The organism is Actinopolyspora mortivallis (assembly GCF_003001495.1).
Taxonomy (GTDB): Bacteria; Actinomycetota; Actinomycetes; order Mycobacteriales; family Pseudonocardiaceae; genus Actinopolyspora; species Actinopolyspora mortivallis_A.
In genome coordinates this window covers 14529-27270 of sequence record NZ_PVSR01000046.1, presented here as the reverse complement: position 1 = coordinate 27270, position 12742 = coordinate 14529, and the positions used below count along the sequence as shown (strand labels likewise).

Genomic DNA, 12742 nt, shown 5'->3' with positions numbered 1-12742 from the left:
GTTGAGTCCCGTGGCGTTGGGACGCCGCAGCGCCCCCCGGAACGGAGGGATACGGGTGGTGTCGTCGACCTCGTCCACCGGAGGAGGGGCGGAACCACCGGGTGCGGGAGGGAGCTGCCGTTCCCGGTCCGCGGGGCTGCGCCACGGCTCCGGGTTCGGGGTCGGGGAGGAGTTCCCCTCCGGTGGTGCGGCACCGGGCTCGCCGTGCGGACGCGCCGCGCCGTCCTCGGCTCCGTGGGCGGGGTGGGGCGGAGGAGGAACCGGGTTTCCGGGTGTCGGGGGCACTGCCGCGTCGGCCGCCGGGCCGGCAGCGCCGGATTCGGGGGACTCCGAGCGGTGCGCTGCCGTCCCGGAGGGAGTATCGGAGTCGTCCTCCGCGTCGTCCTCCGCGGCCCTGCGGTGCGAACCGGTGGACTGTGCCCGCCGTTTGCCGTGTTTGGACAACAGGTCACCGACCCGCGTGCCACCGGTGCCGTCGTTGCCCAGGGCGCGCCTGCGCCTGCGCGACTTGGCGCGTTCGCTCGTCTCGTTGCCCGCGTCCTCCGCGGAGGGGCCCCACTCCGAGTGGGAACGCTGGTGCCCCGAACTGTTTTCCCGGGGTTTTTCCGGCACCCGTGTTCCCTCCCACCTTGCAGCCATTGGTGTTCGTCCCGATGCTTGGCGATCCCCACCCCCGATGCTGTATCGCCACACTCGGCCAAGATGCTACGGCCGATCGTTCGTGCTGACGATGGTGGCATCGGAATTCGCGCGATCTGTGCACGACAACACGGGTTCCTGTAGGACAGGTCACAACTCGCGCTCTCTTCGTGCCGTCGTGTGTGCGGTGTGACGGCATTGTGCGACGAACGCGTTGGGTAGTATTTCGGTGACTATTCGAATTCCTCGGACGTTCCGGTCAATTGCACTTCTCCGCTGGCGCGGTAGGCCACCGTGTTGCGTCCCGATTGTTTGGCCGCGTACAGCAGCACATCGGCACTGAGAATTTTCTGTTCCGTGGCGGCGGAAACCGGTGTCGGGGCGGGTTCGGTGTCGTGGGTGAGACCGATGCTCACCGTTATCCGCAAGCCACTGGCCATGCGTATCCACGGAAAACCCTCGACCCGGGCGCGGGCCCGTTCGCACACGGAGATCGCCGTGACCGCGTCGACTCCCGGAAGCACGAGTACGAATTCCTCGCCGCCGTATCTGGCGCAGAACCCGCCGCTCGGCAGTTCCTGTTGGAGTAATTCGACCACGTGTTGCAGCACCCGGTCGCCGAGCACGTGACCGTAGGTGTCGTTGACCTCCTTGAACCAGTCCAGATCCACCAGGGCTATCCCGAGTCCCACGGTGTTCTCCTCGCAGAGCCGTGCGAGACGTTCCTCCAGATAGCGGCGGTTGTAGCTGCCGGTCAGGGTGTCGCGCAGGCTCTGTTCCCTGGCGCGGGCGTGTTCCCGCCGCAGCCGGTTCACCTCGTGCCGCAGTTGTTCGGGAACACGGGGGCTCGGTTCGCTGTCCCGCAGATCCAGCGCCGTCCGCAGATGTCGGTACGCCTGCTGCCACCTTCCACGAGTCGCGAGCATGTCGGCTATGGCCTCGTGCAGTTGGGCGAGGCCGAACGTCGTGGTGGGGTCGGTCGCGCAGTGCTCACCCGTCGGATGTTCGGTGCATGGAAGGTCGTGCGGGCGTGCCCGAGCGGCCTCGTTCCACCGGGGACCAGCCCCGGCGGTGTCGTCGCGGAGTCCGGACATCGCGCTCACCTCCCACTCTGGTTTCGTCGGGCGCCGTGTTCGGCTTGAGCCGAGGGTGCTCAACCGTTCCGGAATTCGCTCGACCGGCGTACTCGGTTCCACGGCGGAAAACGGCGCCCGGCACACGCGGGTCCGGGGCGGGAAACGCCCCGAAGTGTCGACACGAAGCGTACTGGAAGGAACGCGTTCGGTGATGACATCCGGGGTGTGTCGCAGCGGTCAGGACAGGCACGGGGCGAATCCGTAGAACCGCCCCTGTCGAAGGACCAGGTGTTTGGAGCCGATCCGTCTGGCGACGACCTCTCCGGAGCGGCGCACGGTGGCCTCCACCGCCACCACCCGGACACGTCCGTCCGGGCGCAGGCCGTTGACCCGGAACTCGGGGGAGGGGCGCAGGGTCGTCAGCACCGGGTCGAGGGTGATCGTTGTCGTGTCCGGCACGCACATCCCCTCCCGGAAGTCCGGGTGCTGGGTGCGGCGCAGGAACTCCCGCTGGGCGCGGGGCCCCTCACGTGCGGCCGCGTTGTTGGCCGCGAAGTACTCGGCGGCGGTGCGCGGCGGTGTTCGCGGGCCGTGTCGGTCGGTGACCGCCGAGCCGGAGCAGAGCAGGCAGCCCAGCAGCACGGCGACCAGCGCCCCACGGGCCCATGTTCTCCCCGTGGGAGGAGTCAGCCGCCGCTGTGGTCCAGTTCGGCCCCTTCGGGGACCGAGACGTCCTCCGGGTCGTCCAACCACCCTTCCGGCAACACCACCTTGCCCGGTGAACCCTGTCTGCCTCGCGGACCCTCCGCGTCGGCGGGGAACGGAACGGTCGGGTCCAGCTCCCCCAACAGTCCGTCGAGTTCGTCCAGCGTGGACACCACTCCGAGGCGCCGCCGCAGCTCCGAACCGACCGGGAAACCCATGAAATACCACGACATGTGCTTGCGCAGGTCGCGCAGCGCGCGCTGCTCGCCCATCTCCTCGGCGAGCAGACAGGCGTGGCGGTACACGATCCGGCAGATCTCCCCGAGACGAGGAGGTTCCGGGACGGGCTCCCCCCGGAGGGCGGCGTGGAGCTCGCGGAACAGCCAGGGACGTCCCAGGCAGCCCCTGCCGACGACCACCCCGTCACAACCGGTGTGGGCCATCATCCTCAGCGCGTCCTCCGAGCTGAAGATGTCGCCGTTGCCGAGCACGGGGATGCTGCGCACGGTCTCCTTCAGTCGGGCGATCTGGTCCCAGTCGGCCGTGCCGGAGTAGCGCTGTGCGGCGGTGCGCCCGTGCAGCGCCACCGCCGCGGCTCCCATGTCCTCGGCGATGCGCCCCGCGTCCAGGTGGGTGATGTGGTCCTCGTCGATGCCGACGCGGAACTTCGCCGTCACCGGCACTCCCGCCGGTTCGGCGGCCTTCACCGCGGCGGAGATGATCTCCCCGAAGAGCCTGCGTTTGTACGGAAGCGCGGCACCCCCGCCCTTGCGGGTGACCTTGGCGACCGGGCAGCCCCAGTTGGTGTCGATGTGGTCCGCCCAGCCCTCGCCGACGATGATCCGGACCGCTTCGGCCATGGTGGCCGGGTCCACGCCGTAGAGCTGCATCGAACGCGGGTGCTCACCCTCGTCGAAGGCCATCATGCGCAGGGTCTTCTCGTTGCGTTCGACGACCGCGCGGGCGGTGATCATCTCGCAGACGTAGATGGAGTCGCGGCTTCCGTACTCCCGGCAGAGTTTGCGGAAGGCCACGTTGGTGATCCCTGCCATCGGGGCGAGCACCACCGGCGGATCGACTCGGTAGGGGCCGATCCGCAGTGGTGCGGTGGCGGACGCGAGCGTCATGCCTCCATTATCGGTGCCGCTCGTACGGAGGTGGCACCGGGAGGTGGACGGCCGGGGCCGCCTCGTTCCGGCCCCCCGGCCCGACGGTTCGGGTTCAGAACACCACGTTCAGGCAGGCCAGTCGCTGTCCGGCCTCGCCGGCCACTCCCGGTGCGGTGCGGGTGTGGTGCTGGTGGATCACCACCGAGGCGGAGCCGGCGCGCTCCAGGTCCCAGTCGCCGAACGCGCCGGTGAGGGCGTTGCCGGAGTCGTCGGTGCGGAAGTCCAGCCAGACCTCGTTGCGCGGGTTCGCGTACTCGGGGTCGCCGGAGACTCCCTCGGGGGCGGGACGCTGCTGGAAGTGCGGTCCGGCGGCGGAGCCGGTACGCCCGCAGGGGCTGGTGTGCACGTGCGCCCCGTACTCCCGGTCGGGCAGCAGTCCGCGCAGACTCATCAGCACCGTTCTCCCCGCGCCGGGAGTCTCGTCGGAGAACAGCCGCGCGCCGGCTCCGACGGGCACCTTCTCGGGGGAGTAGGTGACGGCCGTGGCCTCCTCCGTGTAGGGCTCGAACACTCCGTGCGCCACGGTGGGACCGGTGCTTCCGGTGGTGTGTGCGGCGGCGGGAGCGGCCGGGGACAGGACGGCGAGCGCGACCGCGCTCGTGATCGCGAAACGTCGCATACCACGATCTCTACCCGATGATCTCCCCGCAGGCGGGGTTTTTCCCCGGATGGGGTGAGTCGTGGGTGTCGCCGGTGGTGTGAGCAGAATCCCCCGCGCCGGCTGCGGCGGAGATCCGCGACGGCGAGCTAGGTTGACCGGGTGACTGATTCGGGGCGTGATCGGACCTGGTTGGTCGCGGTCGCCACCGCCATGTGGGGGACCGACGCGCTGTGGCGGATGCCGCTGGCCACCAGCCTGCCGACCACCACTGTGGTGCTGTGCGAACACCTGATCGTGACCCTGCTGCTGGCTCCGCTGCTGCCGCGCGCCTGGCGGGCGTTCCGCTCCTGCGCGGGGCACGAACGCGCCGCGGTGCTCGTGGTGGGGGCCGGGACCTCCGCGCTGGCCACGCTGATGTTCACCGCCGCGTTCTCCTACGGGGATCCGGTCACTCCCGTGGTGTTGCAGAAACTACAGCCCGTTTTCGCCGCACTGGCCTCGTTCCTGCTGCTGCGGGAGCGACCGCGTGCCGGTTACCCGGTCCTGGCCGTCCCCGCCGTGGTGGGGGCGTGGATGCTGGCCTTCCCGGATCCGTTCCAGGTGGGTGTTTCCCGGGTGATGCCCGCCGTGCTGGCGCTCGGGGCCGCCGGGCTCTGGGCGGCCGGGACCGTGTTGGGCAGACTGCTCAGCAGGAGGCTGAGCGCCATGGAGGTGACCACCCTGCGGTACTCGGTGGGGCTGCCCACGGCGGCGCTGGTGGTGTTTTTCCGGGACGGTTCCCCTCTGGACGGGCCGGCGAACCTCGGTTCCGCCCTGGCGGTGGGACTGGACAATCTCGGAGGGTTGCTGCTGCTCGCGTTGGTTCCCGGGCTGCTGGCGCTGAGCCTGTACTACCTGGGGATGCGGACCACGGCGGCCGCGCGGGCCACCATCGCCGAACTCTCCTTCCCGGCCACGGCCGCCGTGGTGGGAGTGTGGGTGCTCGGAGAGCCCCTGACGGTCACCCAGTGGGGCGGGTTCGTCCTGGTGGTGGCCATGGTCACCCTCCTCGGCTGGAACGAGCGGGTCGGTACCCGCAGGCTCGTCGGCACCGCCGAAGCGCTGCCGGCACGTGGCTGAGTCACCGCCGGGCGGGCTGCTACCCTCCCGGCGGCGCACGTGATCGGAACGAGGTTGTAGGCTGTAGCGCGCGGGCCGTTAGCTCAATGGGCAGAGCAGTGGACTTTTAATCCACGGGTTCAGGGTTCGAGTCCCTGGCGGCCCACCAAAAGGCCAGGTCAGAGGGTTGCTAAGTGATCAGTTCAAGATCACTGCCACACTTTACCCACACAAAACTACTCTGACTCGCTATCGAAGACCGTTTCCAGCGCTGTGGCCGCATCCTCGGTAACCGCTTTGCGGCCCAGGTACACGTCCTGAGTCAGCGAGGGCCGCGAGTGCCCCAGTTGATCGGCGACCACCCGCGCCGACAAGCCCGCTTCGTCCAGGATCGTGGCCGCCGTCTTCCGGAACACGTGCGAAGTCACCCAGGTGAACTCTTCGGTACCACGCGCCTTGCGCAAATCTCTTCGGGTATTCGACGGATCACGCAAGCCGCCCAGACTGTCCGGGAAAACAGGTTCCTCCCTGTCACCCCGCTTGCTCTCGCGCCGTCGAAGCATTTCCACCGCCCAGGACGGAAGTGGCAAGGTTCGTTCACCGGAGCTGGACTTGGTTGACTTCCTGACCAGTCCCTTGCCCTTGACCCGGACCACCGTGAAGTTCACCGAGACCAAACCGGCTTCACAATCCACCTCGGGCCAACACACGGCCAGAGCCTCGCCGATCCGTACCCCAGTGGCCAGCATGAAGCGAACGAGATCAGGGATGTCCCTCCCGCTTGCTGTCTCGTCCGATTCGAGTTGGTCGAGAAACCGTGTCCGCTCGGCCGCCGTCAACGCCCGCGGAGCAGACTTGTGTCCTTCCTCAATCCGCGCTGTTTCCCGTACAGGGTTGTTCGGTATCGCCCCGTGCCGCACAGCCAAGCCGAGGACACCGGAAACGACGGTACGGCTCGTTTTCGCGGTGGAAGTGCCACTCTGACTTCGGAGAGCGGACAAGAAGGAGTCCACCCTTGGAACCGTAACCTCTTGAATCCGCAGCTCACCCAAAGCAGGGAGAACGTGACGGTCAAGCTGACTTCGATACACATCCACGGTCGTCGGGGAACGTGTTCCCTGTGCGGCAGCCGCTTGCACCGACCTGAACCACTGTTCTGCCACCTCACGAAATCGGGTGGACGGAGCCACCACCTCAGCCACGGTCGCAGTGCGCTCCGTCAAAGCTTGCTTCAACTGACGTTGTGCGGCTGCTTTCGTCTTCCCGACCCGTTCAACCGAGCGCGTCACCCCATCGAAATCCCGGAATTTCGTGAGCGCCCGCCACATTGACCCCGACTGATACACACGAATCTTTCCGTGGGTGCCGATCGGTAACGGTGGGCGTGGCATCAGCTCACCTCCGTGGTGTGGGCGTCGAACCAGGCTTCGACCTCGGACGGCTTGTAGCGGAGGTGTTTGCCGATGCGGCGGGCGGGTGGGCCGGCCCCGCGGCTGCGCCATTGGTAGAGGGTGTTTCTGGGCACGCCGAGGTAGGCGGCCACGTCGTCCAGGGTCCACAGGTTGCGCATGGCTAGTTCCTCCGTTTCTCGTGTTCGTAGCGTTGCTGGCGGTCTCGGCGGATCTGGTGGGCGAGGGCTTCGGCGAGTTCGGTTTCCTCGGGGGAGTCGTGGCCGACGTGGGTCAGGGCCCAGTGGTTGATCACGGTGATCTCGTCCTCGGTCACGCCGAGTTCGTCGAGGACCTGGTGGTGCCGGTACTGGCGCCGGTCGCCCCGGATGCGGGTGAACGTCGTGCTGTAGTGCTGGGACTTGGACAGGAAGTGGCCGCGGAAGGCGAGCATGTGGGCCCAGCGGCGGAGTTTGAGCGCATCCACCGGGTCCACCTGTTCGGCGGTGAGTTCCCCGCGGTGCTGGGCCCGAAGGGTGCGGGAGACCCAGCCGGAGCCGCCGCAGGTGCGGCAGTGTCCTGTGGTAGAGCAGTCCGGGCAGGCCACGGGTGCCCCGAGGTCCCAAGCGGTGTGAATGATGCGCCGGTGGTGCGGGCTGATGTCCAACAGGTCGATATGCCCGCGCGAGCGGATCGGCCGGTCGACTGCCTCGTTCGTGCTGGTGCCTTTGGTGGCGTATTTGGCCACATAGGAGGCCAACCGGTCCTCGGTGATCTCGCCGTGCTCGGTTTCGAGCTGAGAGGCGTTGGCGGCCGTGATCGGGCGGATGTCGAGTTGTTCACCCCAGCGCAGCAGGCGGCGGTGCCCGTCGAGGTCGGGTGCGGTGACCGAGACCGCCCGCGCGGCCGTGCGCACCGCTTCGGACAGCAGGTCGGTGCTGGCCCAGGCCGGGGGCGGCTCGGCCGGCCCCTGGGGCCCGTCGAGGCGGATCACGGCGTGGAAGTGGATCACGCCGCGTTTCTGGTATTCGGCGACTTTGGCGTACGACAGGCGTAGGTGGTGGCCGATCTCGCGCACCCGCAGCCCGGCCAGTCCGGCGAGGTGGCGCAGCAGGTAGGTGCGAAACCGGGTCCACAACACCCCCGCGTGGGCGTTCCAGAGCACGTGGCCGGTGTAGTCGTAGGTGTCCGGATCAAGGGGTTGGCCCCGGGCGGGGTCGTGCTCGTGGTGGATCGAGCCGCACGCACACGGCATGGTCTTGCCGTTGCGGGACACCCTCCGGTTATGGACCGGCCCGAAACTCGGTGCGGTGAGGGTGGCGAACACCCGCGGAGCCTCGGCCACGGCCTCGGGGACGCCTTTGGAGCCGCCGGACAGGCCCGCGCGCATCAGGTGGAAGGCGTCGGCGGCGTAGCGGTCCGAGCAGGCCGGGCACACGGCCTCGCGTCGGTTGCCGCAGGGAGTCATGATCTCGCCGGACCGGGAACGCAGCGTGTTCCCGGTGGCGGTGTCGTGGATGGCCCACCGTCCGGACAGGTGCACCGGGCGGGTGCAGCCGGCCACCGAGCGGACCTTGGCCTTCCAGGTCTCGAAGTCGGCTCGTTGCATCCGGCGGGTCAGCCTGTCCACGTCCAGGGATACGGGAAGAACCATGGTTTCCCCTTTCCGGTCGGGGACACAAAAAGGGCGGAAACCCCAGGGCATGAAGGCCGTAACGGGGTTTCCGCCGAGCGGTCGAACAGGGAACGAGGTCAAACCAAGGCGTGCCCGTGGGTGTCCGGCAGCGCCAGCTCTGTGACGAGCTTGTTCGTCAGGGCCTCGGGAAGCCGCACGATGTTGTGCACATCAGCAGCGGTCAGCGAGCGGCCCTCGGTGCGGTAGGCGTGCTCGCGGGCTGCGGACAACCGGTGCAGCACGTGATCCGGCAACTTCACCGAGGAGGGCCGCACCGGCGGCAACGACACCCCGGCAGCAGGCGCGTCCCCCGACTCCGAAACCGGAGCCGGTTCCGACCGTTCGCCCTCCGGACTGGTCTCCGTCGGAGCCGTATCCGCGGAGTTCTTCGGAGTGGTTTCGGGAACAGGCTCTGTGGAGTCCGGTGCGGGAGCGGTGTTCTCGGTCGAGGGGGTGGATTCGGTGGGTCCGACCAGGGTGGGCACGGGGATGCTGGTGATGCGCTTACGGAAAGCGGCGGTGGTGCCGGAAGGGTCCACCAGCCAGCGCAGCAGCAACAGCCCAGGGCGCAGGCGGAAACCGGTGCGCCCGTGGCGGGCTTCGTAGTCGGCCCGCAGTTCGCACAACACCACGTCGAACACGGCCACCGCCGCCACTGGCAGCCCCGCCGCGACCAGCCGGGTTTCCAGGCTGGGTTGGTGGATCCAGTTGATCCAGGCGCTCACGCCGGTGAAGGCCCACATCAGTATCCGCCCCCGCAGGGCCGACCGTCCGTTGATCGAAGCCCGGTAGGTCATCAGGGTGCAGGCGAAGGCGGCCCCGTCGAAGGTGGCGGGCAACAGCCACGCGCTGACCACGGTGAACCCGACCATGTCGGTGTGCCCGTAGTCGTGCAGCCCCACGAACGAGGCCGCCCAGCCCATCACCGCCGCCATCGCAACGATCACCAGCGAGACCGGCGCCAACCAGCGATGCGCCCGACTCAACCGCACCCCACTATCGGGAGTGGTCATCAGCAGCCCCCTTCTAGTCGCTGTCACTGGGTGAGAACAGGGCCAGCACCCCGCGGAGGAGCAGCACCAGCATCAGGCCGATCCCGATCGACCAAGCGGGCCCCGCGAGGAACCAGAGCCCGGCCAGCACCAGCAGCACGGCGAGGGTGGCCGCGAGCAGTCCGAGGAGGCTGCGGCCGGTGAGGTGGAACAGGATCATCGTGTGACCGCCTTTCGAGTGGTTCCCGCAGCGTCGCGGGTGGGTTTGGTGGCATACATGCGCTGATCGGCCAGCGCCAGCAGGTCCGACAGCGACCCCTCATCGGGGTGGGTGGTGGCCGCCCCGACCGACAGGGACAGGTCAACGGTGTGCCCGGCCACGGTGCGGGGGCCGTGAACGGCCTGGCGGATCTCGGCCGCCCGTGTCTCGGCGACGTCGCCCGCGTCGGGGCGGATGAGCAGCACGGCCAGTTCGTCGCCGTGCAGCCGCACCGGCAGCTCCCCGGAGTGGGTGCAGGCAGTGAGTTCAGCGGCGATCCGGCGGAGTACCTGGTCGCCGAGGCGGTGCCCGTGGGTGTCGTTGATGTGTTTGAACCGGTCCACGTCGATCAACAGCACCCCCACCGGAGCCGTCGAGTGACGGCGTAACCACCGGGCCCGATGGAACACCCGGTGCATCCGGGCGCGGTTGGCCAGCCCGGTCAACGGGTCGGTGTGTAATCGCTGCCACAACCGACGGGCCCACAGCCCGAACCCGGTGGTGGACAGGGTGGTGCCGATCAGAGCGAGTTCTGCCAACATGGGAACTGCCTCCAAGAGTGAGGTAGGCCCCGCTCCTGCTCCGCCACGAGTTTCAGGAGCGGGGCGTTTACTGCCCGCCGTCAGGCGGCGTCAAAATCGTCGTCGTCTTCGCCGTCGTCGATGACCTCGATGTGTTCGATGTCGGAGGAGTCGGTCACGGTCGCTGTCTGTTCCGTGCCGGTGGCCTCCGCGGAGTCGGTGTTGGAGCCCGTATCGGTGTCGGTGGGGAAGTTGAGGACGGTGGCCTCGGTGCTGGTGGCGAAGCGGAGTAGTTCGGTGATGTCCTCGTCGCTGGTGTAGGCCGCCCGGACACGGAGGGGTTCGCGGTGTCCTTCGCGGGTCAGGTAGGCCACCCCGGGCATGTAGTCGGGGATCTGATCGGCGAACGCGCCCCGATCCCGCGCCCCTTCACCGAGGGCCATGTCCACATAGGAGGCCTCCTCCAGCCGCAGGGCGACCTTGGTGGGAAACAACCCCCGCATGGGGATCACGTCTTTGGTGGGCTCCTGGGTGGCGGCCACCACCCGGCCGCCGACGGCGCGGAACTGGGCCAGGGCCTTGGACAACAGTCGTTCGAACTCTCTGCTGATGTCGCGGTCGGTGTATTCGGTCATCGAGGCCAACTCGTCGATGATCAGCAGGTCTAGCGGGTAGTCGGCGGAGTCACCCGGAGTCCAGGTGCGCCGCCCTTGGCGTCCCATCTCGGTCTTGCGGGCATCGAGGGTGTCCACGTACTCGCGGGCCAGGTCGAGCCCGGATTGATCGTCGGTGGCCAGTCGGTGGAACAGCTCCGCGCCCTGGCCGAACTCCATCCCGCCTTTGGGGTCGAGCACCCACAGCCGCACCCGCCCGGAGCGGATCCACGGGGCCAGCGCCCGCAGTAGGCCCCACATCCACGAGCCTTTCCCCGCCCCGGTGGCCCCGGCGAACAGGTGATGCAGCCCGTCAACCAAGTTCAGGGCGAACTCACGGCCATACTCGTCTTGGCCGATCGGCAGCCGGGACAGATCCACCGCGTGCTCCTCCCGCGGCATCTCCGGCAACGGTGTCAACAGCACGTCGAACGGCTCCCGTCGCTGGAAATCCAGGCTGATCACCTGGGGTTTCAGCGTGCGCAGCGTGGCCCGACGGGCGTTGTAGGAACTGGCCAGCCGGTCCAACACCGCTTCGTAGTCCGCTGGGGTCTGCCCGTCCAGCAGCCGCACCCGCACCGAGTCCCAACACCACGCGGAACGCACGCTCACCAGCCTGGGCAGTCGGGTATCGCCTTTCGGGGAGGACTGCACCAGCCCACAGCTGAAAACCACCCGCTGCCACTTGCGGTGATAGGTCAGCCACCGCCGCCACCACGCCCGCAGCCACCGCCCGGCGAACCGGTCGAAGGTCGGCCGATCCAGCACCGCCCACGAGGCCCCAGCCGCCATCGTGGCTCCGGCCCCGATCAGCATCACGTGGAACCCGACGTAGGCCCCGGTGATGGTCACCGCCGCCAGCGTGCCCACCGAGCGGGGGTGACGGGCCAGAAACCGCAGCAGCAGCCGAGCCGGAGTCCGCTCCGTCTCCCCCGCGGTGACGCGCGTGTCCCGCACCGCCACACACCCCTTTCACACAGCACGAAAAAAAAGGGGCACCCAGCCTTCCGACCGAGTGCCCCACCCCGCCTTCGCGGGCTAGTCCTTCCGCTGACTCATTTCCAACTGCGAGACCACATCCCCGGCGCGGGTTTTCAAATTCTTCAACGAATTCCCCAGCCCCTTCGGAACGCCGAACTTGCGCAACGCCTGATTCAGCGCCGCCATGGAGGCATCCACCCGTTTCGCCATCTTGTGAATATCATCACCGCGTCGCATCACTTGTATCCCTTCGCTACCGACTGGCCGCCCTTTTTGCCGATCGCGTCCCGCACCCGGGTGATCGCCTGCTGCGCCTTGCCCACCATGTCCACCGTCTCGTTGAACTGGCGCTTCTCGGCGAATTCCTCTTCCAACGAATACACCTGATTCAACTGCCCGTGCAGGTCATCCATGAGCTTGCCGATCAAATGCAGCCGGTTGACCGCCGGAGTGTTCATCTTGATCCGAAACGTGGACGTGCCACGCCCTATCGGTTTCGTCGCCACCGGTCACCGCTCCTTTCCATAGACGTGCTCCCACTCGGCCTGTGTCACCTCGCCCACCACCGTGGACACACTCCGCGACAACCGCGACAGTGCGCGCTCACTCCGCGCGGTCTCCTCGGCCACGGCCAGATACTCCCGCCAAGCCTCGGTAATCCGCTCCACCAACAACGACTCCGCCGTCACCAGTCACACAACCTTTCCTCGTCCCGATACCGGGCCCAGACACCCCGCACCATGAACACCCATCTCCGAACCCCCTCACCGCAGTGCACACGAGGTACACATCACCTGCGAAGAATCACTCAAGGGAACGCCACAGCCCGCACAGGTAGCCACCACCGACACACCCCCACGACCCCGACGCAACACCCCGACCTGCTTAGCCAGGTCTTCCACATCCTCGTCACCTGTGATATACATATGATCTCCTCCAGAAACCGGGGAGAAACCCGGGCAGGTGGGCTGACAACTTTCCTGTC

At 67.9% G+C, this 12742-nt stretch carries 15 protein-coding genes, 1 tRNA gene and 1 pseudogene; 2 read left to right on the top strand and 15 right to left on the bottom strand.

Features of this window, described 5'->3' with window-relative positions; translation table 11 throughout:
• From CEP50_RS17845 to CEP50_RS17825, 5 genes and pseudogenes are all read right to left on the bottom strand, one after another.
• A pseudogene (locus CEP50_RS17845) lies at positions 1-639 on the bottom strand (LCP family protein); the annotation flags it as partial.
• Positions 640-872: 233 nt separating this feature from the next.
• Complete coding sequence (locus tag CEP50_RS17840; RefSeq protein WP_106115086.1) at positions 873-1733, bottom strand: GGDEF domain-containing protein; 861 nt, start codon at positions 1731-1733, stop codon at positions 873-875.
• 219 nt (positions 1734-1952) lie between these two features.
• Positions 1953-2357, bottom strand: coding sequence for a hypothetical protein (locus CEP50_RS17835; RefSeq protein ID WP_106115085.1), 405 nt, complete (start codon positions 2355-2357; stop codon positions 1953-1955).
• Between the two features lie 44 nt (positions 2358-2401).
• Positions 2402-3547, bottom strand: coding sequence for a tRNA dihydrouridine synthase DusB (gene dusB / locus CEP50_RS17830; protein ID WP_106115084.1), 1146 nt, complete (start codon positions 3545-3547; stop codon positions 2402-2404).
• A gap of 94 nt (positions 3548-3641) precedes the next feature.
• Positions 3642-4208: a superoxide dismutase family protein gene (locus tag CEP50_RS17825; RefSeq protein ID WP_106115083.1), complete on the bottom strand. Its 567-nt coding sequence runs from the start codon at positions 4206-4208 to the stop codon at positions 3642-3644.
• Positions 4209-4349: 141 nt separating this feature from the next.
• On the opposite strand from CEP50_RS17825, the gene CEP50_RS17820 reads away from it, so the two are divergent.
• Both CEP50_RS17820 and CEP50_RS17815 read left to right on the top strand, forming a co-directional pair.
• Positions 4350-5309, top strand: a complete 960-nt coding sequence (locus CEP50_RS17820) for a DMT family transporter (protein WP_106115082.1) — start codon at positions 4350-4352, stop codon at positions 5307-5309.
• Between the two features lie 72 nt (positions 5310-5381).
• Positions 5382-5457: transfer RNA gene (locus CEP50_RS17815), tRNA-Lys, on the top strand.
• A 67-nt stretch (positions 5458-5524) separates the two neighbouring features.
• Here CEP50_RS17815 and CEP50_RS17810 read toward each other — a convergent pair.
• The 10 genes from CEP50_RS17810 to CEP50_RS17765 form a co-directional block, all read right to left on the bottom strand.
• Complete coding sequence (locus CEP50_RS17810) at positions 5525-6616, bottom strand: tyrosine-type recombinase/integrase (protein WP_258175390.1); 1092 nt, start codon at positions 6614-6616, stop codon at positions 5525-5527.
• Between the two features lie 62 nt (positions 6617-6678).
• A complete protein-coding gene (locus CEP50_RS17805; protein ID WP_106115080.1) occupies positions 6679-6858 on the bottom strand; it encodes a helix-turn-helix transcriptional regulator in 180 nt (59 codons plus the stop codon).
• A gap of 2 nt (positions 6859-6860) precedes the next feature.
• A complete protein-coding gene (locus CEP50_RS17800) occupies positions 6861-8330 on the bottom strand; it encodes a replication initiator (RefSeq protein WP_219905545.1) in 1470 nt (489 codons plus the stop codon).
• 98 nt (positions 8331-8428) lie between these two features.
• Positions 8429-9364: a DUF2637 domain-containing protein gene (locus CEP50_RS17795; protein WP_106115078.1), complete on the bottom strand. Its 936-nt coding sequence runs from the start codon at positions 9362-9364 to the stop codon at positions 8429-8431.
• 13 nt (positions 9365-9377) lie between these two features.
• Positions 9378-9563, bottom strand: a complete 186-nt coding sequence (locus CEP50_RS17790) for a hypothetical protein (protein WP_106115077.1) — start codon at positions 9561-9563, stop codon at positions 9378-9380.
• Positions 9560-10144, bottom strand: coding sequence for a GGDEF domain-containing protein (locus tag CEP50_RS17785; protein ID WP_106115076.1), 585 nt, complete (start codon positions 10142-10144; stop codon positions 9560-9562). Before CEP50_RS17785 ends, CEP50_RS17790 begins: the two co-directional genes overlap by 4 nt.
• An 80-nt stretch (positions 10145-10224) precedes the next feature.
• Entirely contained in the window at positions 10225-11733 is a 1509-nt protein-coding gene (locus tag CEP50_RS17780; RefSeq protein WP_106115090.1) for an FtsK/SpoIIIE domain-containing protein, read from the bottom strand.
• Between the two features lie 81 nt (positions 11734-11814).
• Positions 11815-11994: a hypothetical protein gene (locus CEP50_RS17775; RefSeq protein ID WP_106115089.1), complete on the bottom strand. Its 180-nt coding sequence runs from the start codon at positions 11992-11994 to the stop codon at positions 11815-11817.
• A complete protein-coding gene (locus CEP50_RS17770) occupies positions 11994-12263 on the bottom strand; it encodes a hypothetical protein (protein WP_106115075.1) in 270 nt (89 codons plus the stop codon). Before CEP50_RS17770 ends, CEP50_RS17775 begins: the two co-directional genes overlap by 1 nt.
• A 3-nt stretch (positions 12264-12266) precedes the next feature.
• Entirely contained in the window at positions 12267-12446 is a 180-nt protein-coding gene (locus CEP50_RS17765; RefSeq protein ID WP_106115074.1) for a hypothetical protein, read from the bottom strand.
• Between the last annotated feature and the right edge of the window lie 296 nt (positions 12447-12742).

Bases quoted from the DNA above. Each gene is read 5' to 3' on its own strand.
- CEP50_RS17840 (WP_106115086.1), bottom strand. From the start codon at position 1,733: ATGTCCGGACTCCGCGACGACACCGCCGGGGCTGGTCCCCGGTGGAAC.
- dusB (WP_106115084.1), bottom strand. From the start codon at position 3,547: ATGACGCTCGCGTCCGCCACCGCACCACTGCGGATCGGCCCCTACCGA.
- CEP50_RS17825 (WP_106115083.1), bottom strand. From the start codon at position 4,208: ATGCGACGTTTCGCGATCACGAGCGCGGTCGCGCTCGCCGTCCTGTCC.
- CEP50_RS17810 (WP_258175390.1), bottom strand. From the start codon at position 6,616: ATGTGGCGGGCGCTCACGAAATTCCGGGATTTCGATGGGGTGACGCGC.
- CEP50_RS17805 (WP_106115080.1), bottom strand. From the start codon at position 6,858: ATGCGCAACCTGTGGACCCTGGACGACGTGGCCGCCTACCTCGGCGTG.
- CEP50_RS17800 (WP_219905545.1), bottom strand. From the start codon at position 8,330: ATGGTTCTTCCCGTATCCCTGGACGTGGACAGGCTGACCCGCCGGATG.
- CEP50_RS17795 (WP_106115078.1), bottom strand. From the start codon at position 9,364: ATGACCACTCCCGATAGTGGGGTGCGGTTGAGTCGGGCGCATCGCTGG.
- CEP50_RS17790 (WP_106115077.1), bottom strand. From the start codon at position 9,563: ATGATCCTGTTCCACCTCACCGGCCGCAGCCTCCTCGGACTGCTCGCG.
- CEP50_RS17785 (WP_106115076.1), bottom strand. From the start codon at position 10,144: ATGTTGGCAGAACTCGCTCTGATCGGCACCACCCTGTCCACCACCGGG.
- CEP50_RS17775 (WP_106115089.1), bottom strand. From the start codon at position 11,994: ATGCGACGCGGTGATGATATTCACAAGATGGCGAAACGGGTGGATGCC.